We start from the raw sequence: 23346 nt of genomic DNA, 5'->3' as shown, positions 1-23346 counted from the left end.
GAACCGTTGCTTGGGCTAAGAGCCCGTATCACAAGGCTGGGTACTGGAGGAATGTACATGGCTGCTGACTGTTTCATCGGAATTGATGTCTCTAAGGAAACTCTTGCTGTCCACACGCTTCCTGACGGAAATGACTTTCAATTTGTTAACGACCCCGATGGTATAAAAGCTATCTGCAGGAAATTTTCAAAATTTCGTCCAAAGCTTATTATCATCGAGGCGACTGGCGGCCTTCAAATTCCTGTTGCCACGGCATTGAGTCTCAAGAAATTCCCCGTTGTAGTCATCAATCCCCGCCAGGCTCGGGATTTTGCGCGAGCTAAAGGACGGCTGGCTAAAACAGACAAGATTGACGCTGAGATTCTTGCTCTTTTTGGCAAGCAGATGGAGCCTGAAGTACGCCCTCTGAAGGACGAGCAAGCGCAAGAAATGAGTTCGCTAATGTCCAGGCGCAACCAACTCATTCGAATGCTTGTCATGGAAAAAAATCGTTTTACTCGTGCTTATGGCTCGGTAAGAGCAGATATAGAGAAGAATATTGACTGGCTTGAGGAACGATTGTCTGAGATCGACACGCATCTTGGCACAGTAGTACGAGCGAGTCCGATTTGGCGTGAGCGAGACAATTTGCTCCGGAGCGTCCCTGGAGTCGGAGATGTCCTATCAAGGTCGCTCCTTTCCAATCTGCCTGAGCTTGGAACGTTGAATCGTCGGGAGATCGCTGCTCTTGTTGGGGTTGCCCCTTTGAATTGTGACAGCGGAAAGCGTCGAGGAAAACGTCGTGTATGGGGAGGTCGAAGTGATGTTCGATCTGTATTATATATGGCTGTCTTGTCAGCTAAAAAATACAATCCCGTCATACGTGATTTTTACAATCGCCTCAAGGAAGCCGGCAAACCACATAAAGTCGCCGCAGTTGCTTCGATGCGAAAGTTGATAACGATTTTGAATGCAATGGTGCGATCCGGGCAACCGTGGGGACAGTACGCACACGCGGCGTAGATCCCTGATTATCGGTTGACTCAGAACACCGTTGCTTCCGGCGGCCAAAGGGGGTGACCCCCTTTGGAAACCCCGCCAGGGGTTGCCCGGTTCGGCAGCGATGCGCGGAAGCGGAATTACCGACGAACGATGATGAGATTGTCGGCCCACCAGCCGAACATGGAGCGCAACACCCAAGGGATGGGGATGATAAAGACCATGCCGATGGTCCAGACAAAACCGCGCCACAACAGGGCCAGCCCTTTGCCGTGAAATTCCACGGAAAAGGCGTCGGCTTCGATGTGGCGGCAAAACCAGCGCATCATGCCGGTCATGGCCCAGGCCCAGCCGATGATGCTCAGCACCGACACGGCAACCAGCGCCGCCCAGCCCAGGTACGGGCCGTAGGTTCCGGTGAAACGGGCCGAACCGCCCGGTTCCAGGCGGATGTTTTCAATAAACCAGCGGTAGACCGGAAGCTTCACGGCCGCGTCCAGAGGGAAAAGCGCCAATCCCATGAGCACCTGGATGAGCTGGGTTTTGCCGCTGTCCTTGGGCAGGCCCAGGGTGGCCAGGCTCGGCAGATAGGTCAAAATCGCCAACACCGCGAACAGCACCCAGACATCCTTGGCCCGACCGGTGAATTCCGCCCGGCCACCGTCCTCGAAAGCCAGATGCGACGTCCACCAGATGGCAAACGGCACGGCCCCCCAGGCCCCGGGAATCACGAGCAGGAACAAGATGAGGAATAAAAAGGCGTAGCCAAAGGCCCACAGCGCCCCGCCGGTAAACCGTACCCCTGTCTGTCTTACGTCCATGGTTCCCTCCCGGATATGGATAAACCAGTCTGTGACCGAGACCGGCCCAAAGGGCAAGCCCCTTTTGACCGCGCCGCGCCGGCCGGGTAGACGTTTTGCCCATGACGCAGGCATCCCTTCCCCCCATCCATGTCCTGGGTTGCGGCATCGGCCGTCCGACCCTGCCCCCCGAAGCCGCCGCCGCCCTGGACGCGGCCGAGGTGCTGGTCGGCGGCCGCCGGCTGTTGGCCGCCTTTCCCGACCATCCCGGCCGCCGCCTTCCCATCGCCGGGCCGCTGACCGCCGTGTGCGACGCCCTGGCCGACGCCCGGCAGGCCGGTGAAAACGTGGCCGTGCTGGCCGACGGCGACGGCCTCTATTTCGGCATCGGCAAGACGCTGCTGGCCCGTTTCGGTCCCCAGGCCTTGCGCTTTTACCCCAACGTCACCACCGTGGCCGTGGCCTGCTCCCGCCTCGGCCGGCCCTGGGACAATCTGCCCGTGGTGTCGCTGCATGGCCGCAGCGACGCCACACCCTTGTTCGCCGCCCTGGCCCGCCACGGCGCGGCCGCCGTCTACACCGACGCGGCCAACAGCCCGGCCGCCATCGCGGCAGCCCTGCTCCATCGCGGCGGCGACGCCTTCACCATGACCATCTGCGAAAACCTCGGCCTGCCCGACGAACGCCTCCGCCGGCTGCCGCTGCCCGAGGCCGCCTCGGCCGAAACCACGTCCCTGTCCCTGGCGCTTATTGAGCGCACGGCCCCGCCTACCGTGCCGCTGCACCTCGGCCTGGGCGACGACGCGCTTTCCCGCGACGACGCCGTGTTCACCAAGGCCCCGGCCCGGGCCGTTTCCCTGGCCGCCCTGGCCGCCCGGCCCGGCCAGATGGTCTGGGACATCGGGGCCGGAACCGGGGCCGTGGCCCTGGAAGCGTCGCTGTTATGCGCCCCCGGACCGGTCTTTGCCGTGGAGCGCGACCCGGCCCGCCACGCCCATCTTGTCGCCAACATCCAGCGCACCGGCGCGCTCACCGTGTGCCCGGTCCTGGCCGCCGCGCCCGAAGGTCTGGAGGCGCTTCCCGACCCGGACCGCGTCTTTGTCGGTGGCGGCCTGTCCGGCAACCCGGGCCTGCTCCCCGAGCTGTGCCGCCGGCTGGCCCCGGGCGGACGGCTGGTCGTCAACGCCGTGCTGCTGGGGTCCCTGACGAGCGCCCTGGACGTCCTGGCTGCCCATGGCCTGGAAACCGCCGTCACCCAGCTCCAGGCCGCCCGGGCCATGCCCATCGCCCAGGATCTGCGGCTGGCCGCCGACAATCCCGTTTTTATCATCGCCGCCGCCAAGGAGGCCGCCCATGGCTGACCCGTCCGATCCCCGCGTCTATTTCATCGGGGCCGGCCCCGGCGACCCGGAGCTGCTCACCGTCAAGGCCAGCCGCGTCATCGCCGCCGCCGACCTCGTGCTCTACGCCGGCTCCCTGGTCTCGCCGGCCATCGTCGCCCTGGCCCGGCCCGGAGCGAAGGTCGTCGATTCCGCCCCCCTGGCCCTGGACGAAACCCATGCGCTCCTGCGCGACTGCGTCGCCGCCGGCGGCTTGGCCGCCCGCGTCCACACCGGCGATCCCGCCCTCTACGGAGCCATCGCCGAACAGATGGCGCTGCTGGCCGCCGAGAACATCCCCTACGCCGTCATCCCGGGCGTCACCTCGGCCTCGGCCGCCGCCGCCGCCTTTGCCGCCTCGTTTACCGCCCCGGAAGTCACCCAGACGCTGATCCTCACCCGGCTGGCCGGCCGCACGCCCATGCCGCCAGGAGAATCCCTGGCCGATCTGGCCCGCCACCAGTCCGCCATGGCCGTCTACCTCTCGGCCGGCGACCCCGAAGGCGTGGCCGAAAATCTCCTCGCCGGCGGCTATCCGCCCGAAACCCCGGTGGCCCTGGCCCATCGTCTGGGCTGGCCCGGCGAAAAACGCCTCTGGACCACCGTCGGCGAACTGGCCGAGACCGTGCGCGCCGCGGGCGTCGACCGCCAGACCGTGTTCCTCGTCCTGCCCGGCCAGGGCAGCACCACGGCCTCGAAACTCTACGATCCCGACTTCAGCCACGGCTGCCGTCCGGCCCGCAGCCGCGACACGTAACGGACCGCCCCTTCAAAAATACGCGGGTATTTTTGAAGAAGAATACTGGTTTCATCTGTTGTCCACGAAACGACATCGGCATTTTTCGTGGACCCGACACGCCAAGGAGCCGCCCATGGAAACCCTGGAACTGCGCACCCCGCGCCGCGAAGCCCTGGTGCGCATCACCCCTGCGCTCACTGACCTCATCGCCGCCAAAGGCTGGCAGGACGGGGCCGTGGTGGTCTTTTGCCCCCACACCACGGCCGGGCTGACCGTCAACGAAGACGCCGACCCCGACGTGGCCACGGACATGGTGATGGCCATGAACCGACTCATCCCCCGAGAGGCCGGCTACCGCCACGCCGAAGGCAACAGCGACGCCCACGTCAAGACCACCCTGGTCGGGCCATCGCTGACGCTGATCGTCTCGAGCGGCCGCCTGCAACTGGGCACCTGGCAAGGCGTCTACCTCTGCGAATGGGACGGCCCCCGAACACGCAAAGTGTGGGTGCAATGGTTAAGAGGGTAAGAGCCTCCGGCGGCTGGGGGCCTGAGGCCCCCAGACCCCCCGCATGGAGAATAGCGGCATGACGCACGACACTGTGCCGGCGCTGGTCGTGGCCGGCGTCAAAAGCGGTTGCGGCAAGACCTCGGTGGCCCTGGGCCTCATGCGCGCCCTTGCCCGGCGAGGGCATATCGTCGCGCCCTTCAAGGCCGGGCCGGACTTCATTGATCCCGGCCACCACGCCCTGGCCGCCGGCCGGACAAGCCACAACCTCGACGCCTGGATGTGCGGCGCTTCCGGCGTTGCCGACATCTACAAACGTCAGACGGCCGGGGTCGACGCCGTGGTGGTCGAGGGCGTCATGGGGCTTTTCGACGGTTTTTCCGCCACCGAGGAAACCGGCAGCACGGCGGAGCTGGCCAAGCTCCTCGATCTGCCGGTGCTGCTGGTCATCGACGCCGCCTCCATGGCTCGGTCGGTGGCCGCCCTGGCCCAGGGCTTTATCCGCTTCGACCCACGGCTGCGGTTTTGCGGTGTGGCGCTGAACAACGCCGGCAGCCCTTCCCACGCCGCGCTTTTAGCCGAAGCCTTCCGGGCCGCCCTGCCGGATATTCCGCTGTGGGGCGTGCTGCCCCGTTGTTCGGCCATTGCCGCCCCGTCGCGCCACCTGGGCTTGGTCACGGCCGAGGACAGTCCCGATCTCCTGCCCCGCCTCGACGCCCTGGCCGACTGGCTCGAAGCTTCCCTCGACCTCTCATTTTTTCACGGTATCGAACCCCACCCCCGCCAGCCCGACCCCACCCCCCATCCAGGGGGTCCGGGGGGGATGATCCCCCCCGGCGGGTCACGGGCAGCGCCCGTGCGGGTCCGGGCAGAGCCCGGCATCGCCGTAGGCGTCGCTTGCGATAAGGCGTTCTCGTTTTATTATGGCGAGAATTTGCGGTTGCTGGAGGCGGCAGGGGCCAGGATCGTGCCGTTTTCGCCCTTGGACGACACCGGGCTACCCGAGGGCGTTGGGGGGCTGTATTTCGGCGGCGGCTATCCCGAGCTTCAGGCCGAAAAATTGGCCGCCAACGTGGCCATGCGTCGGGCGGTGCGGGAATTTTGCGCCGCCGGCCGGCCGGTTTATGCCGAATGCGGCGGGTTTATGTACTTGATGGAGTCCTTGGTGGACTTGGGGGGGAAAAGCCATGCCCTGTGCGGCGTTTTTCCGATGACGGCCGTCATGGGCGGCCGTTTTGCCGCCCTGGGGTATCGGGAGGTGACGACCCGGGCGGCCTCGTGCCTGGGACCGGCCGGAACGGTGCTGCGAGGCCATGAGTTCCACTATTCGCGGCTGGCCGCCGTGCCGGACGGGTTGCCGGCCATCTACGCCATGACCGGGCGGGGGGGCTTTGTCGCGGGGCCGGAGGGGTTTGTCGCCGGGCGCACCCTTGGCAGCTACGTGCATCTCCATTTCGGCAGCAACCCGGCGGCGGCGGCGGCCTTTGTGGCGGCCTGCGCGGAGGGGACATGAAGCGCGAGGGAAAATTGCGCGAGGGCTTCACCACGGGCACGGCGGCGGCCGGCGCGGCCAAGGCGGCCGCCTTGCTGCTGCTTGGCGGCGAGGTTCCGGAGGCCGTCGACGTGCCCCTGCCCGGCGGCGGCCAGCTGGTCGTGCCGGTGGCCGAGGCCCGTCGCGACGGCGAGGGCGCGTACGGCGCGGTCATCAAGGACGGCGGCGACGACCCGGACGCCACCCACGGCGCGGCCATCGGCTGCCATGTGTCGTTTGGCGGCGAAGATGGGGAGATCGTGGTGGACGGCGGGGAGGGCGTGGGGCGCGTCACCCTGCCAGGGCTGCCGGTGGCGGTGGGGCAGGCGGCCATCAATCCGGCCCCGCGCGCCCAAATCGCCGCCGCCGTGGCCGAGGTCGCGCGGGAATATCGCTTTGACGGCGGTCTTCGAGCCATCGTCACCGTGGAATCAGGGGAAAAAATCGCCCAAAAGACCCTCAATCCGCGCCTGGGCATCGTGGGCGGCATCTCGATTCTGGGCGTCAGCGGCATCGTGCGGCCTTTCAGCCACGACGCCTGGCGGGTGTCCATCAGCGAGGCCCTGGGCGTGGCCCGGGCGCTGGGACATCCGGCCGTGGGATTTTCCACGGGCCGGCGCAGCGAGGCCCTACTGGCGGCGGCCGAACCGGAACTGCCGGCCACGGCGCTTGTTCAGGCGGCGGATTTTTTCGCCCACGCCCTGCAGGAAGCGGCCAAACGGCGCTTTGGCCGCATCGTCTGGGCAGCCTTTGGCGGCAAGCTGGTCAAGATGGCCCAGGGAATGGAGAACACCCATGCCTGGCGCGGGGACACGGATTTTTCCGCCCTGGCCGGCTGGTGCGCGCAGGCGGGCTGGCCCGAGGACGCGGCCAGGCAGGCGGGCCGGTCCAACACCGCACGCCAAGCCCTGGAGGAAGCGCCCTCGCCCGGGGCCAAGGCGGCCCTGGTGGCGGTGCTGTCCCGGGAGGCGCTACGCCACATGCGGCGTTTCGCCGGTCCCGAACCGGGGCTGGCGCTAAGGGTCTTTGATTTTGACGGAACAGAGCTGGACTGCCTGGAAGACGCGGGAACCCCGGCGTCCTTAGGGGGCGATTGACGGCCGCACGCCGAGGCGTGCGGCCGGGATACACGGAAGGGTTTCGGGGACCGGGACTATTCGTCCTTGAGGTCGCGGGTCATGAGTTCGTAAACGGCCTTGGACGGGTCCTTGTCCTTGTAGAGGATGGCGTAGACCTGTTCGGTGATGGGCATTTCCACGCCGAGCTTCTGGCCCAGGGCATGGACGGCCTCGGCGGTCTTCACACCCTCGGCCACCATCTTCATGTCGGCCAGGATGTCCAGGAGCTTTTGGCCCTTGGCCAGGCGCAGGCCCACCTGCCGGTTGCGCGACAGGTCGCCGGTGCAGGTCAGCACCAGATCGCCCATGCCGGACAGTCCCATGAAGGTCTGGCGGTCGCCGCCCATGGCCTTGCCCAGCCGGCTCATCTCGTGAAGCCCCCGGGTGATGAGCGCTGCCCGGGCGTCGCCGCCGAATCCCAGGCCGTCGGCCACGCCGGCGGCGATGGCCACGATGTTCTTGATCGCCCCGCCCAGCTCCACCCCGCGCACGTCGGTGGTGGTGTAGATGCGGAAATAGGGCGTGGACAGGGCTTCCTGCACGTCCTTGGCCGCTTTTTTGTCCTTGCAGGCCAGGGTCACGGCCGTGGGCATCTCGCGGATGACCTCATAGGCGAAGGACGGGCCGGAGAGCATGGCGAAACGCGGCTTGATGGACGCCAGGGCGTCCTGGCAGACCTGGGACATGGTCATGAGCGTGTCGAGCTCGATGCCCTTGCTGGCGCAGATGACCACCGCGTTTTTGGGCAGGTATTTGATGAACCGCTGGTAGGCAGCCCGAATGAACTGGCAGGGCACGGCAAAGACGAAGTGGGAGACTCCCTCGGCCACGGCGGCCGGGTCGGTGCTGACCTCAAGCTGGTCCGAAAGTTTGCGGCCGGGCAGGTACCAGGAGTTTTCCCGGCTGGAGCGGATCTCGTTCATGACCGCCTGTTCGCGCACCCACAAACGGGCGTCCAGACCCTTTTTCGCCGCCAGATCGGCCAGGGTCGTGCCCCAGCTGCCGCCGCCTATCACCGCGATCTTCATGTGGTTCCCTCCGGGCGGGCTTGCGCCGCCGCTGCCCCGCCGCTGCCGGCGGTCCGTTTGGCGTATTGTCCGCCACGGTTGCCTCTAGCACACAAAGCCGCTAAGGACAAAGGCTTTCCAGACCCGCCAGTCCCCAAGGAGTCGCCATGGCCCATGCATCGGGCATCACCGAACTGACCGACCTCGATCGTGAAATCTTAAAGCGCGTGCAGGACAACCTGCCCGACACGGCCACGCCCTACGCCGACATCGCCGCCGCCGTGGGAACCACCGAGGAGCATGTCGTGGACCTGCTCTCGCGTATGGTCGACACCGGCGAAATCCGTCGCTTCGGAGCCACCCTCAAGCACCAGAAAGCCGGCTACGGGGCCAACGTCATGGTGGCCTGGTTCGTGCCCGAGGAAGACGTGGACCGGGTGGGGGCCATCATGGCCAAGCGGCAGGAGATCAGCCACTGTTACCACCGCGTGACCTGCCTGGATTGGCCGTACAACCTCTACACCATGATCCACGGCCGTTCCCCCGAAGACTGCCAGGCCGTGGTGGCCGCCGTCTCGGCCGAAACGGGCCTGGACGACTACGCCATGCTTTTCAGCCTCAAGGAACTCAAGAAAGTGAGCATGCGCTACTTTTAGCCGCCGCCCCTGTTCCTTGTCTTGCGCCCGGCCGGGGCTTCGTGGCACACAGACCGCCATGGAGAACCGTTATCCGCCCCACCGGGCCGCCCTGCCGCCAACGTCGCCGTGCCGGACAAGCCCTCCCGCACGGCCATGCCGGCAGCGCTGACCGCCAAGACGCCCCGCCCCGCCCGCCGGGTCCGTGTTCCGACAACAATCTGCGCCCTTGTCGCGGCGTTGTGGCTTTCCTGCCTCGTCGCCCTGGCCGGATCGGCCCAGACGCCCCAGCCGCCGACCATCGCCGCCGTGTCCGTGCTGGACGGCCCCGGGGCCGACGTCGATCTGGCCGCCGCCCTGGCCCTGGAACGGGAAGGCCGATTCCGCCCCCTGCCCGAGGGGCGCTACGCCGCCCCGGGCGACAACGTTTTCTGGCTGCGCCTGGGCCTGGACGCGCCCCAGGGGACGCAGGCCGACGCCTACGCCGTGGACCTCAACTGGCCGTATTTCCGCTTGCAGCAATGGTTCCTGCCCGAGCGTCCCGGGGCGAACCGCCTCCTGCCCGGCGAGTGGAACCTCTATCTGCCAGACACGTATGCCCTGCCGGCCCTGCCGCCCGGTTCCACGACGCTCTACGTCCGGCTGGCCGGCTACGGCGCGGTCAACGTCAACCCGGACGTGCTCACGGCCGCCCAAGCCAAAAAACTTCTCGACGCCCGGCCCTGGACACTGGGCCTTTTCTTCGGGCTCATGGGCGCGATGCTCGTCTACAACCTGTTTCTTTACCTGTCGCTGCGCGACCCGAGCTACGCCCTCTACGTCACCAACACGGCGCTGCTTATCGTGTACTACGCCTGCTCCTCTGGCTTGGCGGCCGAACTTATTCCCACGCCGACAGGCGAGGACCATGCCTTTTTTCTCAACTGCTTCGAAATCTCCAGTTCGCTCCTTTTTGCCAACATGGGGCTTTTCACCCGTTCCTTCCTGCTGACCAGGACCGAAAGCCCACGCCTGGACCGGTTGCTGCGGCTGCAAATCGGCCTGGCCCTGGCGGCCACGGTCGCTTTTGCCGTCACCGGCCCCGAAGCCAGCGAATTCATCGGCCCGCCCATGGGTCTGCTCACCTCCTCCATCCTGTCCATTGCCGCCGTGACGCGCCTTGTCCAAGGCTTCCGGCCGGCCGTTCCATTCACTTTCGGCTGGGGCTTTTTCGTGCTGTGCGGGGCGCTGCATTCCCTGACCTAGCTTGGCGTGGTGACGGCCACCCCGGCCAGCATTCATGCGATACTGGCCGCTACGGCGGCGGAAGCCCTCATCATGTCCCTGGCCCTGGCCTACCGGGTCAAACTCCTGCGGGAACAGGCGGCCAGCGCCGAAACGGAGCGCCGCCGGCTGGCCGAGGAAAACGCCCGTAGCGAAAGCGCCCGGGACGAGCTGGCCCGAAAAAACGCCCTGCTAGCCATGATCCTCGACGACCAGCGCTTCGGCATCGGCATGGTGCGCGGCGAACGATTCAGTTTCGCCAACCGCCGGCTGGCCCAGCAGCTCGACCGGGACGACCTCAACGGCCTGACCCTGGCCGAGGTTCCCCAGGCCCGGCCGCTCTTGGACGGCATTGCCCAGGCCGCCGCCGACCACGAAGCCGAAACCGAGGCCGTCATCGAAGACAGCGGACGCAGCCGCACCCTGCGAACCGTGAGCCGTCGGCTCGACCCTGCCCGCCCGGAACGCGGCACGGTTTTTCTCGTGGAGGACGTCAGCGAGGCCAAACGGCTCGAGCAGCTTAAAAACGACATCAACCAAGTCATGCGCCACGACCTCAAAAGCCCGCTGGCCACGGTGGCCAGCGCCCTGGAAGCCCTGGAGCTGGCCGGCCCGCTGAACGTTCAGCAGCGCGGACTGATCGCCATGCTGGAGCGGGCCGTGGCGGCCATGACCGCGCGCATCAACCTGTCGCTGCACCTCTACCGACTGGAATCCGGCACCCTCGGGTTGACCCCGCAACCGTTGTCCCTGGCCACGCTCCTGGCCGACGCCCGGGAGGAACTGGCCCCGTATCTGACGGCCGGCCGGGAGTGGCGCATCGCCTACGAGGCCCCGGCCGAGACGTTCATCGTCCTGGGCGAACGGGCCATGTTCACGGCCATGCTGGTCAATCTGCTCAAAAACGCCCTGGAAGCGGCCGATGAGGCCGGCTCCGTGGTGGTGACCGTGGCCGATCCGCCCTCGCCGCGCCTGGTCATCGACAATCCCGGGGAAGCGCCGCCGCACATCCGCGCCCGGCTGTTCGAGAAGCACGTGACGGCCGGCAAGGCGCGGGGCACGGGCCTGGGGGCCTACAGCGCCCGGCTCATTGCCCGGGCCTTTGGCGGCGACGTGGTCGCGGACACGACCATCCCCGGCCGCACCGTGGTCACCGTGACGCTGCGCGCGCCGCAAGACGCCTAGTGTCGCGCCCACGAAGCGCACATCGGACATTTCGCAGACAACATCTTAAAATCATATATTTCTTAAAAAAACTCTCGTATTTTTTAAGGGACGTGACGCTAAACGCGGACGGCCCGGCCGACCGTCCATGCGGACTGCCGACCGGGCCGTTTCCTTGCTCCGCGCGAGACGCCCGCGCTCTTTCCAGGGCGTTCCACACTCCCGCCCTCAAAGGCGTCGCCGCCAGCCCCTTTACCCCCTTGCAGGGAGGGTCTGGGAGGGGCTTAGCCCCTCCCGGCCGCCGGAGGCATCCCCCTCTTGCTCTCCCTCACTTACCCCTTATCGCCCGCGCGCAGCGGCGCGGGCTTCCAGGACTTTGCGGAAGGCCGGAGAGTTGACGCGGTTTAAAAGCAGCATGTCTTCTGTCTCCAGGGAGCGGCGCAGTTCGTTGACGTCGCTTTTGAGCAGCCGGCGCACGGCCAGCATGGCTGCCACCTGTTCTTCCTGGTAGTGGTCGGCCATGTCCAGGGCCGTTTGCTCCAGCTTGTCCCGCGGCACGATGCGGTCCACGATGCCCAGCGTCAGGGCCTCTTCGGCCGAGAACCGTGGCCAGGTGAGCACCTCGGCCGCCTTGCCGCCGCCAAGCAAGCGCGACAGGAAATAGCCGCAACCGCCCTTGGGCAGGGTTCCGAGTTCCACGAAGGTGTTTTCGAACACCGTGCCCTCGGCCACGATGCGGTAGTCGCAGGCCAGGGACATACTCAAATGGAAAAGCGAGATGCGGCCGCTGTCGGCGTTTATGGTGAGCTTGTTGAGGCCGGCCATGGTCAGGGCATAGTTGTTGACGAGGTTGAGCAGGCGCTGGAGCAGGTAGTCTTCCCGGCGCGAGCCGATCAGGGTTTCGAAGAATTCCAGGGTGTCGTCGCCGCCGGATTTTTCCGGCGACCCGATAAAGGCCACCACCCCGACCTCGTCGGTGCGGGCGATGATTTCCAGGTGGTCGAAAAAGGCGTCGATCTTTTTGAGATCCCCGGCATGGCGGGTGAAGTGCGGCTTGCCGCGCACGACAAGAACACGGTCGCGGCGCTCGGCGGAAAAAAACTCGTTGTCCGTGACAAGGCTGGTCGTGGCTTCCATGACGTCCTCCCAGACGGCCCTTTGCCGATGCTTTGAACTCTGCCCCCGGCCGTAGTTCCTGTCAATACAAGCCCCTGGAAGGTGGGCGCGGCCCGGCGATTCGGCGAAACCCCTTGCTTTGGCCGCCAGAGGCTTCTATCCTCGCCCAAACCGCAACCGCCAACAGGGAGACCGCCGCATTGAGCGCCCGAAGCCTGGACGCCTTGTTCCGTCCCAACTCCGTGGCCGTGGTCGGCGCATCGGCCGACCCCGCCCATGTGGGCGCGGTGGTGATGCGAAACCTGCTTGGCGGCAAGTTTCTCGGCCCGGTCATGCCCGTAGCCCCGGACCTGGCCGAGATCGACGGCGTGACCTGCTACCGCTCCGTCGAGACCCTGCCGCTGACCCCGGATCTGGCCGTCATCTGCACCGGACCGGAGTCCGTGCCCGAGACCCTGCGCGAACTCGGCCGGCGCGGCGTGGGCGCGGCCGTGGCCTTGCCCCCGGGCTATGCCAAGCTCGAACCGGCCGCCAAGCGCGATTTGCAGCAGCGCATGATCGAAGCGGCCGCGCCGTCGGGCATCCGCATCCTCGGGCCTTCGGGCATGGGCCTGCTCGTTCCCGGCATCGGGCTCAATTGCTCCCTGGCCAACCGCGACGCGCGTCCAGGCCGCATGGCCTTTATTTCCCAGTCCGCCTCGCTTTTTACCGCCGTCCTCGACTGGGCCCACACCAAGGGCGTCGGGTTTTCCCACATCCTGTCCCTGGGCGACCGGGTGGACCTCAAGTACGCCGACATCCTCGACTACATGGCCTCGGACCCCAATACGCGCTCGATTCTGCTCTACGTCGAGTCCGTCACCGACGCCCGGTCGTTTATGAGCGCTTCCCGGGCCGCCGCCCGCAACAAGCCGCTTCTGGTCGTCAAACCCGGGCGCAAGCTGTGGACGCTTTTTCCGCCGGGGCCGGACGAAGGGCGCGATGAGGTCTACGATGAGGCCTTCCGCCGGGCCGGCATGTTGCGGGTGGGGGAGATCGACACGCTTTTCGACGCCGCCGAAACCCTGGCCCGAGCCAGGCCGCTTAGCGGCGACCATCTTTCCATCCTCACCAACGGCGGTTCGGTGGGCGTCATGGCCGCTGACGCGCTCTTGGACGGCGGCGGGCGGCTGGCCCCCTTCGACGCCGAGGCCGACGCCGCGCTCTCGCCGCTTTTAGGCCCCAACTGGTCGCGCAAGGGCGTGGTGGACATGGGCGTGGACGCCGCGCCAAGCCTCTATGCCGATGCCTTACGGGCGCTTTTGCGCATTCCCGGCGGCAGCGCCGTGCTGGTCGTCCATGTGCCCTTTCCCGGGGTGTCGCCCGAGGCAACGGCCAAGGCCGTGGCCGAGGTGGCGGCCAAGACCAGCCGCACGGTGCTGGCCTGCTTCATGGGCTACGATCCGGCCGGCGGCGACGCGCTCAAGATTTTAAACAACGCCGGCGTGCCGGCCTACGCCACGCCGGACCAGGCCGTGTCGGCCTTCGTGCAGCTGGCCCGCTACCGCAAAAATCAGGAACTCCTCATGGAGATGCCGGCCAGCCTCCCGGAAGCCTTCGCCCCGGACCCCGAGGCGGCCCGGGCCGTGGTGGAGCGGGCCTTTGCCGAAGGCCGGCTGACGCTGACCGACCCCGAAGCCAAGGAAGTGCTCGGCTATTACGGCGTGCGGGCCGTGGCCTCCCAGCTTACCGAAGACATCGACGACGCCGTGGCCGCCGCCGACGCCCTGGGCTATCCCGTGGCCGTCAAGATCGTGTCGCCGGACATCCCCAAACCCTTTGACGTCGGCGGCATCGTCCTCGACGTCACCGGCCCCGAGGCCGTGCGCGAGGCGGCCCAGGCCGCCCGCCGCCGCGCCTTGGAGCATGTGCCGCAGGCCCGCATCGAAGGCTACGTCATCCAAGAGATGGGCCGACGCACGGCCGCCCACGAAGTCACCATCCAGGCCCGGGTCGATGCGGTTTTCGGCCCCTACGTCGTCTTCGGCCAGGGCGGGCTGGCCGCCCGGGTCACCCGGGACAAGGCCGTGGCGCTCACGCCGCTGAACATGTCCCTGGCCAAGGACCTCGTCGGCCGCACCCGGGTCTCGGCCGCCCTGGCCGGCGTCGGCGGCCAGCCGCCGGCGGACCTCGGCGCGCTCTACCTGACGCTCAACCAGATTTCCCAGTGCGTGGCCGACCTCGAACGGGTGGCCGCCATCGACCTCAACCCCGTCCTGGCCCACCAGGGCGGCGTCACGGTCATCGGCGCGGCCATCCGGCTCTCGCCCGAGGAAAACCCCAATCCCCACCGCCTGGCCATCCGGCCCTATCCGCGCGAACTGGAAGAGAAGGCGGTCCTGCGAAACGGCCGCGAGGTGCTCCTGCGCCCCATCCGGCCCGAGGACGAACCGGCCCATTTTGAATTTTTCAAGCACCTGTCTCCCGAAGACCTGCGCTACCGGTTCTTCGGCGTGGTGACCACCCTGTCCCACGCCGAAATGGCCAAGCTCACCCAGATCGATTACGAGCGCGAAATGGCCTTCATCGCCACCGCCCCGGGCCAAGGCGGCAAGCCCGAGACCCTGGGCGTGGTGCGCGCCTCCACCCGGCCCGACAACGCCACGGCGGAATTCGCCGTCATCGTGCGCTCGGACCAGAAAGGGGCCGGCCTTGGCCGCACCCTCATGGAAAAGATCATCCGCTACTGCCGGGGCCGGGGCACGAAAGAAATCACCGGCCAGGCGCTCATGGAAAATGGCGGGATGCAAGGGCTGGCCGAAAAGCTCGGTTTTTCCGTGGTCCGCAACTATGACGACGAGGTCGTGGAAATGCGTCTGCCCCTGCAGGAAACCGCCGACGGCGAAGGCGGCCTGCCATGACCGGCAAACCCGCGCCAACCGCGCCGCCGTCCCCGGTCGATGACGCCATCCCGGCCCAGGAACTCAAGTCCTACGCGCCCATCAAGACCGCCTACCTGCGCCCCTGGGGCACGGGGAAATTCTCCCTCTACGTCCGCAAGGGCCAGGGCCTGGTGCTGTTCGCCACCCGGGGCGGAGCCTTCACCCAGGACCAACTGCGCCGGCTGCGGGCCAGCAACATTGAGAACGTCTATATCCACCGGGGCGAACTGCGCCATTACGAAAACTACCTGCGCGACAACCTGGGCGAGCTGCTCCTCGACGAGTCCATTCCCGTGGCCGACCGGGCCGAAGCCTGGCACGCCAGCGCCAGCCAGCAGGTGCGCGGCGTGCTGGAAGAAAAGCTGCCCCACTCCATCAGCCGCGCCCGGTTCGACCAGGTGGGCAAGCTCGTGCGCCAGTCCATCGGCTTCCTGCAAAGCCCCGGGGCCATGCAGAACCTCGCGCCGCTCATCAGCAAGGGCTACCAGGACTACCAGCACGGCCTGGCCTCCATGGTGCTCACCTCCATCATGCTCATGGACCACAAGGGCATGACCGAGGACTTGCTGGTCAAGGTCGGCGTCGGGGCGCTGTTGCACGACATCGGCAAGACCGGCCTGCCCACGGGACTCATGGACCGCCGCCCTGACAGCTGGACGCCCGAGGAAGAAGCGCTGTTCAAATCCCACCCGGCCATGGGCGTGGGGCTGCTGGTGGGCCTGCCCCTGCCCACGGAAACACTGCACTGCATCCTGTTCCACCACGAACAGGAGGACGGCAAGGGCTTCCCGGCCGGCCTGCCGGCGGCCGGCATCCCGTTTTTCGTCAAGGCGCTGGCCGTGTGCAACACCTACGACGCCCTGACCCGGGCCTGCGTCTGGCGGCCGGCCTACCCGCCCTTCGAGGCCCTGCGCAAGATGGAAGCCAAGAAGGAAACCTTCGATCGGGCCATGTTCAAACGGCTCATCATGATCCTGGCCGACGCCGATATGCTCGGCAAAGGCAACGACGCGGCCAAGGACGGCGAACTGCCGCCCGAGGCGGCAGGCAGTCAGGAGTAAAAGAGAAAAAGAGGAAGATGCCTCCGGCGGCTGGGGGCCTGAGGCCCCCAGACCCCCCGAATGGAGAAAAGGGGTAAAAGGGGGAGGGGGTGCTGGTCTTCTGCCCGCGCTCCTTGGGCGGGACCGGCGACGACGCCGGATGCGGCGAGCTGCGCGAATTCTGACGAAAATTTCATACTGCCGCGCGACACATTCTTCGCCGCGCGACCATTGTCATGACAACGACCCGGAACTCCGGCGTTTTCCCCAAGCCCCAGCCAGCGCTCCACGCATTTTCCTGCCCATGACAGACGCCGCCGCGCCCCGCCCACGGCTGGACATCGGCCGCGCCGGCTCCTAGCCTGCTCCCACCGAGGTTCCCATGCCTCGAAAGGAGTGCCCAGTGGACAGAAGAGCGTTCATGAAAACGGCCGGCACGCTGTGCGTCGGCCTGGGGATCGGCGGGGCGCGCGACGCCCTGGCCCAGAATGCCGACATCCTGCCGCCGCCGGCCCTGCCGGGCGGCAAGACCCTGGAAGAGGCCCTGCGCGCCCGGCAGTCCATCCGCAGCTATGCCGACAAGGACATCCCGGCCGAGGTGCTTTCGGGCCTATTGTGGGCGGCCTGCGGCGTCAACCGCAAGGAATCGGGCAAGCGCACCGCGCCCACGGCCGTCAACAAACAGGAAATCGACGTCTGGGTGGTCAAGAAGGACGGCTTTTTTCTCTACGAACCCAAGGACCACATGCTGTCGCGCAAGGGTTCCCAGGACATCCGGGCCCTGACCGGCACCCAGTCCTACGTGGCCGAAGCGCCGCTCGATCTGATCTACGTGGCGGACATGGGCAAGGTGGCGGGCAAGACCGACCAGGAACGCGCCAACCTGGCCTGGGCCGACACCGGCTATGTGAGCCAGAACGTGTATCTCTACTGCGCGGTCATGGGCCTGGGCACAGTGGTGCGGGCCAGCATCGACCTGCCCGCCCTGTCCAAGGCCATGGGCCTTGGCGAGAAGCAGCACATCATCATGGCCCAGTGCGTGGGGTATCCCAAGGCGTAGGCATCTCGTCGCGCCTGTCCGGCCTGCGTGTCGGCAGGCGCGATCAGACTGGACGACACCTCGCGCCCTTGACGCAAGCACGAACCGTGTATACACAAAGTTTATACACAAAACCCTGACAGACAAGGCCGTAGGGCCTTGGGCACAAGCGACGCTGTCGGCAAAGGTCCGACGCCGCTGCGCGTCATTGGGAGGTTCGCCGTGGAAACAGTCTTGGCGAAGTGGGGAAACAGCCTTGGCGTGCGCATTCCCAAGGGCATGGCCGCCGACGCCGGGCTGGACGCCGGCGACGCCGTCAGCATCACCCAGTCCGCGGAAGGGATCGTGATCAAAAAGGCGCAGCCCAAACCGCAATACCGTCTTGCCGATCTGGTCAGCCAAATCACGGACGAGAACAGGCATGAGGCCACGGAGTGGGGCGACCCCATGGGCAGGGAAATCTGGTGAGGGAGTATCCGGAGCGAGGCGATTTCGTCCACCTCGACTTCGATCCCAAGGCCGGGCACGAACAGGGCGGCCCTCGGTTCGGCCTTGTGCTCTCGCCCGGCGTCTACAATAAGGCCTCCGGCCTGGCCATCGTGGCCCCCATCACCAGCCGGCAAACAGGCTATCCTTTTGAAGCGCCCATCCCCGAAGGCGAACGGTGTTACGGCGTGGTGCTGGCCGACCACACGCGCAGCATCGACTGGTGGGCCAGAGGGGTGAAGATCGTGGGGCAGGCGTCCCAGGCCCTCGTCGAGGATGTCCTGGCGCGCTATCGCACGTTGCTGACCTGACCCCCAGCGTTTTCTCCTGTCCCGGATACCCCTCATCCCAGAATCGTTCCAACCTGGCCTGAGCCGACACCGGTACGTCAGCCAGAACGTGTACCTCTACTGCGTGGTCATGGGCCTGGGCACGGTGGTGCGGGCCAGCATCAATGTGCCGGCGCTGTCCAAGGCCATGGGACTGGGCGAGAAACATCGCGTCATCATGGCCCAGTGCGTGGGGTATCCCAAGGCGTAGGGGGGCATCGGAATTGCGCGCGTGACGCCGACATCGTGCACAGGGAGGATAATCCTCTTGTTTGGGTATTGAATTCAAATACGTTCTGCACGGCACCGAGCCAACATTAACCGTGAAAAGAACTTTACTTCGCAAAACAAATTTGACATAGGTCGACCTCTTTCACAATGAGGTTAGCCTATGTCCACTACCCCGCTTGAGCAATATAAATTTATTCGGAGCGAAATAGCCGGAGAATATAATTTAATCGCGAATCGCCTTGGCTGGCTTGCTGCTCTACAAGCATTTCTTTTTTCTGCCCTTGTATCAGGCATGAAAAGCTATTCCTGCGACCCGCCATGGTACAAAATAGACAACTACAGCGCCTTTGAAAAAATTCACTATATCAAAGGATTCAGTTTATTCTACCCACTACTAGCCTGGCTTGGTTTTATAATTTCATTGTCTATAGCATTTGGGATATGGGGCGCGCTCTTACGCCTCGGAATATGGGAAAAACAACAAACTACAGTCGTCTCTCACGACCCTAAAAAGACAATCTGTTTAAGATGTGTAAGAGAAGGTTCATACATAATTCATTTATTTGGAATAACGCCGGCAACATTCATTCCATCCGCCATAATAGTCTACTGGATAGCCTTGCTAGACACGTCATCTGTAATCGATATCTCAAAACTACTTATCACATCAGATTGTTATCGTGCCGACAAGGAATTCATCACAACTCTCACATTTTTGTCAACATATATAGCCACTATAATGTACTCAAGCCATATCTTTCTTGAATTGAAACTCTCAAAACTCCAGCCCTGCAAATTCATATACACCATCTTTTCTTACATCGCTCCACCAACAACAGCATTTCTCACAACACAATGCACGAAAAATAGGTTATATAATATATTTTTTGTGCATATTAATCGGACTCATCATTGGATTCTTCGCTTATTGTAAAACATTCATCACTAAGAAACCGCATACCCTGTGCGCAAAAATGTGCAGCTAGTCTTTTTATCAAGGGCCGCCAACAATCAGCGGCCCTCTCAGTTTTTGACAAGCTTCCTACCCCGGATACCCCGCGTCCGCTTCCAGCCCCCGCGAATTGGCGGCTTGCCTGGCCAGCACGTCGCAGCGCTCGTTTTCGGGGTGGCCGGTGTGGCCGCGCACCCAGCTGAACTTCACCTTGTGGCGGGACAAAAGCGGCAACAGCCGCAGCCACAGGTCTTGATTCTTCACCGGCTTTTTCTCGGAATTGACCCAGCCCTTTTTCTGCCACGAGGCCAGCCAGCGCTTCTCGATGGCGTCGTGGACGTAGCGCGAATCCGTGGTGATGGACACTACGCTGGGCTCGACCAGCTCTTCCAGGGCCACGATGCAGGCCAGCAACTCCATGCGGTTGTTGGTGGTCAGCTTGCGGCCGCCGGAAAATTCCCGGCGTTCGTCGCCGCGAAGCAGCACCGCGCCGTAGCCGCCGGGGCCGGGATTGCCCAGGCAGGCCCCGTCGGTAAAGATGATCACGTTTTGCTGCGGCGCTTTGGTTTCCTCGGTCACGTATCGTCTCCTTTTGCCTTGTCGGCGGCCTCGTCCAGGGCTGAAACGAGAAGCCCCACCGCAGCCAGCAGGCCCTCGCGGGCCTTGCCCGCCCGGCAGGCGGCGTCCAGGTGCTCCCGGGCCAGATCGGCCGGCAGCCCGGCCGGCAGGCCGGCGGCGGCCAGAGGCGGCAGAACCACCCGGCTGCCGGCGCAGTCCGAGGCCGCGTACACGACGATTTTTTTGGGATTATTGGGGGCCGTTGCCGGGAGCGGGTCCGTCCCCAGCCGCACGGCCAGTTCCAGGCCGAAGCGCCCGCGCAGGTGCTCGGCCGCTTCCAGCAGCCACAGCCGGTCCTCGCGGGTAAGCACCCCGGCCGGATCGGCCACCACGCCCCGGGCCTCGGTGCGCGCGATGACCCGCTCGAAATTCTTCTGATAGGCGGCAACGGCCAGGGCGAACACCCCGGCCAGCAACAGTCCGCGCGCCAGCCGCTCCGAGGAGGACCGGCCGCGCGGGACGAAAAACAGCCGCTTCATGACGCGCTCGGGCCGTCCCCGGCCACCCGGCCGTCGCGGATGTGGACCACCCGGCCGCAGCGCTCGGCCAGCCCCGGATCGTGGGTGACGAGAATGAGCGTCATGCCGTCGGACAGGGAAAACAGCAGTTCCATGACCATCTGGCCGGTCTCGCCGTCGAGGTTGCCAGTGGGTTCGTCGGCCAGAAGCAGGCGCGGACGCGGGGCCAGGGCCCGGGCCAGGGCCACCCGCTGCTGCTCGCCGCCGGACAGCTCGGCCGGGAAATGGCCGCGCCGCTGCGACAGCCCCACGGCGTCCAGGGCCTGGGCCGCCCGGTCGAAGGCGTCGGCCCGGCCGGCGAACTCCAGCGGCAGGGCCACGTTTTCCAGCGCCGTCATGGCCGGCACGAGGTGGAAGGCCTGGAACACGATGCCCACGTTGTCGCGGCGAAAGCGGGCCAGCGCGTCCTCGCCCATGGCCGTCAGGTCCTGTCCGGCCACGGTCACCGTGCCGGAGGTGGGAGCGAGCAGTCCGGCCATGAGCATTAAAAGCGTGGTCTTGCCCGCGCCCGAAGGCCCCATCACCGCCGCCACTTCGCCGGCGGCGGCGGCAAAGTCCACCCCGCGCAGGATGTTGACCCCGCCGGCCTGGCTTTGTAACGTCAGCCGCACATCGGACAAGGAAATCATGCACGCCTCCAACATCCCCACAGCGGGCGCGCCGCGCCCCGTGCCGTCCCCGGCAGGATACCAGCTTGCCCGGAAAAGACAAACCGCGCCGGTTTGCCTGGCCCTGGCCCTGGCCCTGGCTCTGGCCGTTCTTGGAGTTTTCATGCCGCAGACCGCCCCGGCCGCAACCCTGGCCGCCCTGGGCGACAGCCTCACCGCCGGCTGGGGACTGCCCGCCGCCGACGCCTACCCGGCCAAGCTCGCCCGCGCCCTGGCCGCGCGCGGCTATGACGTGGACATCCTCAATTTCGGCATCTCCGGCGACACCACCGCCGGCGGTCTGGCCCGCCTCGACGCGGTGCTGGCCGCCAAACCGGCCGGCGTCATCCTGGAACTCGGGGCCAACGACATGCTGCGCGGCCTGCCCACGGCCGTGCCCCGGGACAACCTCGACGCCATCCTGGCCCGGCTCAAGGCGGCCGGCATCCCGGTCCTGCTCTGCGGCATCCAGGCCATGCGCAACTACGGCCTGGGCTACGCCCGCGACCTCGACGCCGTCTACGCCGAGCTGAGCAAGAAATACGACGCCGTGCTCTACCCGTCCTTTCTCGACGGCGTCACCGGCGTTCCCGGCCTGACCATGCCCGACGGCCTGCATCCCACCGCCGCCGGAGTGGACGAAATGGTGCGGCGCAGCCTGCCCGCCGTGGAAACCTTTCTCTCGCGCCTGGGCGTGCGCCCGGCCGGCGCGCCGTAACCGCCATGCCCGCCCTTTTAGTCGACGTCGGCAACACCAACATCAAGTTCGGCCTGGCCGAGGCCGGCGGCCTGCTGTCGTCCTTTGCCCTGCCCACCGACCGCAGCGCCACCCCGGACAGCCTGGGTCTGGCCCTGGCCTCGGCGTTGCCCTTTCACGGCTGCCGGCCGGCCGACATCGAGGCCGCCGTGGCCTCCAGCGTGGTGCCGCCGCTTAATCCCATCATCGAACACGCCATTTCGCGCTATCTCGGCGTGCGGCTGCGCTTCGTGCCCACGGACATCCCCATACCGCTCAAAAACCTCTACGGCCGGCCCCACGAAGTCGGGGCCGACCGGCTGGTCACGGCCTTTGCCGGCCGCCGGGCCGTGGGCGCGGCCTCGGTCATCGTGGTGGATTTCGGCACGGCCACCAATTTCGACTGCGTCCAGGACGACGCGTTCCTGGGCGGGCTCATCTGCCCGGGCCTCATGACGTCGCTGTCCGGACTGGTCAGCAAGACAGCCAAGCTGCCCCACGTGGCCCTGGACCCGGGCGACGGGGCGCTGTCCATCGGCCGCTCCACCACGGACTGCATCAACCAGGGCTTTGTCTTCGGCTTTGCCGACATGGTGACGGGCGTCACCGCCCGCCTCAAGGCCCACCTCGGCGGCGACGTCCACGTGCTGGCCACGGGCGGTTTTGCCGAGAAACTCGCCCCCATCTGTCCGGTCATCCGCGACGTGCGGCCGGAACTGTTGCTCGAAGGGTTGCGGCAATTGTGGCTGGCCTCAAGCCGGCCGGGAGGCCGGAAATGACGATACTGCCGGAGATTCTCGGCTGCTACCAGTCCGAGAAGCGCGAGAAGATGGGCGGCCAGGGCGGTTCCGGACGCGGTTTTGTCCAGCGCATCGACTGGCTGGCCATGAAGCTCGGGCCGGCCCGCATCGTCATCTTTCCCCTGGACGAAAAACATCTGCCCATGCCCCTGCAAAAGATCGTCACGCCGGAAGAATTCCTGCGCCATTTCGTGCCGGCCCCGCTGCTCTACAGCGAGCGCATCGCCCCGGCCGCCTTGGTGCTGGCCAGGCTGCTGCGCGACGTCGGGCCGGGCCTGGACCACAAAACCCTGCCCCCGCCCGAACAGGCCCTTTTCCTGGTCATCCTGGCCGCCCTGGCCGCCGCCGGCCGGCCCGACTCCGGCGAGGACGCCCTGGCTGTGCTCCAAAGCAGCGGCGCGGCCACGGCCGAAGGCCAAAAGCTCGCCATAAACGCCTTTGGCATAAGCCTTCGCAAAAGCGGCGATTTCGACGGCGCGGCCAACTACTACCGCAAGGCCCTGGAGCTTTCCCCCCACGACGAACGCCTGATGTTCAACCTCGCCCGCACCCTCTACGAAAAAGGCGACGCCGCCGGCTGCCGGACGCTCCTGGAAAAGGCCGTGGCCGCCGACCCGGACTTCGCCGAGGCCAAGGCCTTCCTGCGCTACCTGGCCCGCCACGCCAAACCGGCCGGCGTCGAAGACTTCCCGGACATCACGATCTGACGAAGCCTGGGCGACATTCCCGATCCCCCCGCCGCCTCCGGCATTTTGCCCGACCCCGGGGCTTATAAATCGTTTGGAATTGCG

The 23346-nt window shown here is 66.0% G+C and carries 25 protein-coding genes; 19 read left to right on the top strand and 6 right to left on the bottom strand.

Annotated features, from left to right (window positions below; translation table 11 throughout):
- Positions 1-57: 57 nt before the first annotated feature.
- Entirely contained in the window at positions 58-1002 is a 945-nt protein-coding gene (locus DMR_RS23175; RefSeq protein ID WP_148208341.1) for an IS110 family transposase, read from the top strand.
- Positions 1003-1118: 116 nt separating this feature from the next.
- Here DMR_RS23175 and DMR_RS05430 read toward each other — a convergent pair whose 3' ends face one another.
- Positions 1119-1799: a hypothetical protein gene (locus tag DMR_RS05430; protein ID WP_015859904.1), complete on the bottom strand. Its 681-nt coding sequence runs from the start codon at positions 1797-1799 to the stop codon at positions 1119-1121.
- A gap of 101 nt (positions 1800-1900) precedes the next feature.
- On the opposite strand from DMR_RS05430, the gene DMR_RS05425 reads away from it, so the two are divergent.
- The 5 genes from DMR_RS05425 to DMR_RS05405 all read left to right on the top strand — a co-directional run bounded on the left by DMR_RS05425 (position 1901) and on the right by DMR_RS05405 (position 7032).
- Entirely contained in the window at positions 1901-3139 is a 1239-nt protein-coding gene (locus DMR_RS05425) for a bifunctional cobalt-precorrin-7 (C(5))-methyltransferase/cobalt-precorrin-6B (C(15))-methyltransferase (protein WP_043600138.1), read from the top strand.
- Positions 3132-3914: a precorrin-4 C(11)-methyltransferase gene (gene cobM, locus DMR_RS05420; protein ID WP_015859902.1), complete on the top strand. Its 783-nt coding sequence runs from the start codon at positions 3132-3134 to the stop codon at positions 3912-3914. The genes DMR_RS05425 and cobM overlap by 8 nt, the downstream gene beginning before the upstream one ends.
- A 115-nt stretch (positions 3915-4029) precedes the next feature.
- Positions 4030-4425, top strand: a complete 396-nt coding sequence (locus tag DMR_RS05415) for a secondary thiamine-phosphate synthase enzyme YjbQ (protein WP_015859901.1) — start codon at positions 4030-4032, stop codon at positions 4423-4425.
- A 58-nt stretch (positions 4426-4483) separates the two neighbouring features.
- Positions 4484-5917, top strand: coding sequence for a cobyrinate a,c-diamide synthase (locus DMR_RS05410; RefSeq protein ID WP_043600137.1), 1434 nt, complete (start codon positions 4484-4486; stop codon positions 5915-5917).
- Entirely contained in the window at positions 5914-7032 is a 1119-nt protein-coding gene (locus tag DMR_RS05405) for a cobalt-precorrin-5B (C(1))-methyltransferase (protein WP_015859899.1), read from the top strand. Before DMR_RS05410 ends, DMR_RS05405 begins: the two co-directional genes overlap by 4 nt.
- Before the next feature lie 56 nt (positions 7033-7088).
- On the opposite strand, the gene DMR_RS05400 is transcribed toward DMR_RS05405, so the two are convergent.
- Positions 7089-8081, bottom strand: a complete 993-nt coding sequence (locus DMR_RS05400; RefSeq protein WP_015859898.1) for an NAD(P)H-dependent glycerol-3-phosphate dehydrogenase — start codon at positions 8079-8081, stop codon at positions 7089-7091.
- A 146-nt stretch (positions 8082-8227) separates the two neighbouring features.
- Between DMR_RS05400 and DMR_RS05395 the strand changes: the two genes are divergently transcribed.
- The 3 genes from DMR_RS05395 (at position 8228) to DMR_RS22325 (ending at position 11143) form a co-directional block, all read left to right on the top strand.
- Complete coding sequence (locus DMR_RS05395) at positions 8228-8716, top strand: siroheme decarboxylase subunit beta (RefSeq protein WP_015859897.1); 489 nt, start codon at positions 8228-8230, stop codon at positions 8714-8716.
- A gap of 108 nt (positions 8717-8824) precedes the next feature.
- Positions 8825-9940 (top strand): 7TM diverse intracellular signaling domain-containing protein, encoded by a 1116-nt coding sequence (locus DMR_RS05390; protein WP_148208368.1) that lies wholly within the window; start codon positions 8825-8827, stop codon positions 9938-9940.
- A gap of 6 nt (positions 9941-9946) precedes the next feature.
- On the top strand, positions 9947-11143 hold the full coding sequence (locus DMR_RS22325; RefSeq protein WP_052278953.1) for a PAS domain-containing sensor histidine kinase: 1197 nt from the start codon (positions 9947-9949) through the stop codon (positions 11141-11143).
- Positions 11144-11461: 318 nt separating this feature from the next.
- On the opposite strand, the gene DMR_RS05380 is transcribed toward DMR_RS22325, so the two are convergent.
- Positions 11462-12259: an enoyl-CoA hydratase/isomerase family protein gene (locus tag DMR_RS05380; RefSeq protein WP_015859894.1), complete on the bottom strand. Its 798-nt coding sequence runs from the start codon at positions 12257-12259 to the stop codon at positions 11462-11464.
- A 179-nt stretch (positions 12260-12438) separates the two neighbouring features.
- Between DMR_RS05380 and DMR_RS05375 the strand changes: the two genes are divergently transcribed.
- The 7 genes from DMR_RS05375 (at position 12439) to DMR_RS24310 (ending at position 19218) form a co-directional block, all read left to right on the top strand.
- Complete coding sequence (locus DMR_RS05375) at positions 12439-15138, top strand: bifunctional acetate--CoA ligase family protein/GNAT family N-acetyltransferase (protein WP_015859893.1); 2700 nt, start codon at positions 12439-12441, stop codon at positions 15136-15138.
- Positions 15135-16220, top strand: a complete 1086-nt coding sequence (locus tag DMR_RS05370) for an HD-GYP domain-containing protein (RefSeq protein WP_015859892.1) — start codon at positions 15135-15137, stop codon at positions 16218-16220. The genes DMR_RS05375 and DMR_RS05370 overlap by 4 nt, the downstream gene beginning before the upstream one ends.
- Positions 16221-16602: 382 nt before the next feature.
- Entirely contained in the window at positions 16603-17259 is a 657-nt protein-coding gene (locus tag DMR_RS05365; RefSeq protein WP_043600131.1) for a SagB/ThcOx family dehydrogenase, read from the top strand.
- Positions 17260-17460: 201 nt separating this feature from the next.
- The gene (locus DMR_RS05360) at positions 17461-17706 is read left to right on the top strand and encodes an AbrB/MazE/SpoVT family DNA-binding domain-containing protein (protein WP_015859890.1); all 246 of its coding nucleotides are present in this window, start codon (positions 17461-17463) and stop codon (positions 17704-17706) included.
- On the top strand, positions 17703-18035 hold the full coding sequence (locus DMR_RS05355) for a type II toxin-antitoxin system PemK/MazF family toxin (RefSeq protein WP_015859889.1): 333 nt from the start codon (positions 17703-17705) through the stop codon (positions 18033-18035). Before DMR_RS05360 ends, DMR_RS05355 begins: the two co-directional genes overlap by 4 nt.
- An 88-nt stretch (positions 18036-18123) precedes the next feature.
- Positions 18124-18264 (top strand): nitroreductase family protein, encoded by a 141-nt coding sequence (locus DMR_RS24315; protein ID WP_015859888.1) that lies wholly within the window; start codon positions 18124-18126, stop codon positions 18262-18264.
- 180 nt (positions 18265-18444) lie between these two features.
- Positions 18445-19218: a hypothetical protein gene (locus DMR_RS24310; RefSeq protein WP_148208367.1), complete on the top strand. Its 774-nt coding sequence runs from the start codon at positions 18445-18447 to the stop codon at positions 19216-19218.
- A gap of 108 nt (positions 19219-19326) precedes the next feature.
- Here DMR_RS24310 and rnhA read toward each other — a convergent pair whose 3' ends face one another.
- Genes rnhA through DMR_RS05340 form a run of 3 tightly spaced genes read right to left on the bottom strand, consistent with a single transcriptional unit; the run spans position 19327 to position 21001 of the window.
- Entirely contained in the window at positions 19327-19815 is a 489-nt protein-coding gene (gene rnhA, locus DMR_RS05350) for a ribonuclease HI (protein WP_015859887.1), read from the bottom strand.
- A complete protein-coding gene (locus DMR_RS05345) occupies positions 19812-20333 on the bottom strand; it encodes a hypothetical protein (protein ID WP_015859886.1) in 522 nt (173 codons plus the stop codon). The genes rnhA and DMR_RS05345 overlap by 4 nt, the downstream gene beginning before the upstream one ends.
- Positions 20330-21001: an ABC transporter ATP-binding protein gene (locus DMR_RS05340; RefSeq protein WP_148208366.1), complete on the bottom strand. Its 672-nt coding sequence runs from the start codon at positions 20999-21001 to the stop codon at positions 20330-20332. Before DMR_RS05340 ends, DMR_RS05345 begins: the two co-directional genes overlap by 4 nt.
- Between DMR_RS05340 and DMR_RS05335 the strand changes: the two genes are divergently transcribed.
- The 3 genes from DMR_RS05335 to DMR_RS05325 are packed head-to-tail and all read left to right on the top strand — an operon-like array spanning position 21000 to position 23262.
- Complete coding sequence (locus DMR_RS05335; protein WP_232502882.1) at positions 21000-21737, top strand: arylesterase; 738 nt, start codon at positions 21000-21002, stop codon at positions 21735-21737. The two genes, DMR_RS05340 and DMR_RS05335, sit on opposite strands and share 2 nt — an antisense overlap.
- Before the next feature lie 5 nt (positions 21738-21742).
- Positions 21743-22534 (top strand): type III pantothenate kinase, encoded by a 792-nt coding sequence (locus tag DMR_RS05330; RefSeq protein ID WP_015859883.1) that lies wholly within the window; start codon positions 21743-21745, stop codon positions 22532-22534.
- The gene (locus DMR_RS05325; protein ID WP_015859882.1) at positions 22531-23262 is read left to right on the top strand and encodes a tetratricopeptide repeat protein; all 732 of its coding nucleotides are present in this window, start codon (positions 22531-22533) and stop codon (positions 23260-23262) included. The genes DMR_RS05330 and DMR_RS05325 overlap by 4 nt, the downstream gene beginning before the upstream one ends.
- Positions 23263-23346: the final 84 nt, after the last annotated feature.

Source organism: Solidesulfovibrio magneticus RS-1 (assembly GCF_000010665.1).
Taxonomy (GTDB): Bacteria; Desulfobacterota; Desulfovibrionia; order Desulfovibrionales; family Desulfovibrionaceae; genus Solidesulfovibrio; species Solidesulfovibrio magneticus.
Note: the sequence above shows the minus strand (reverse complement) of the source record. Positions and strands in the feature narration are given on the sequence as shown.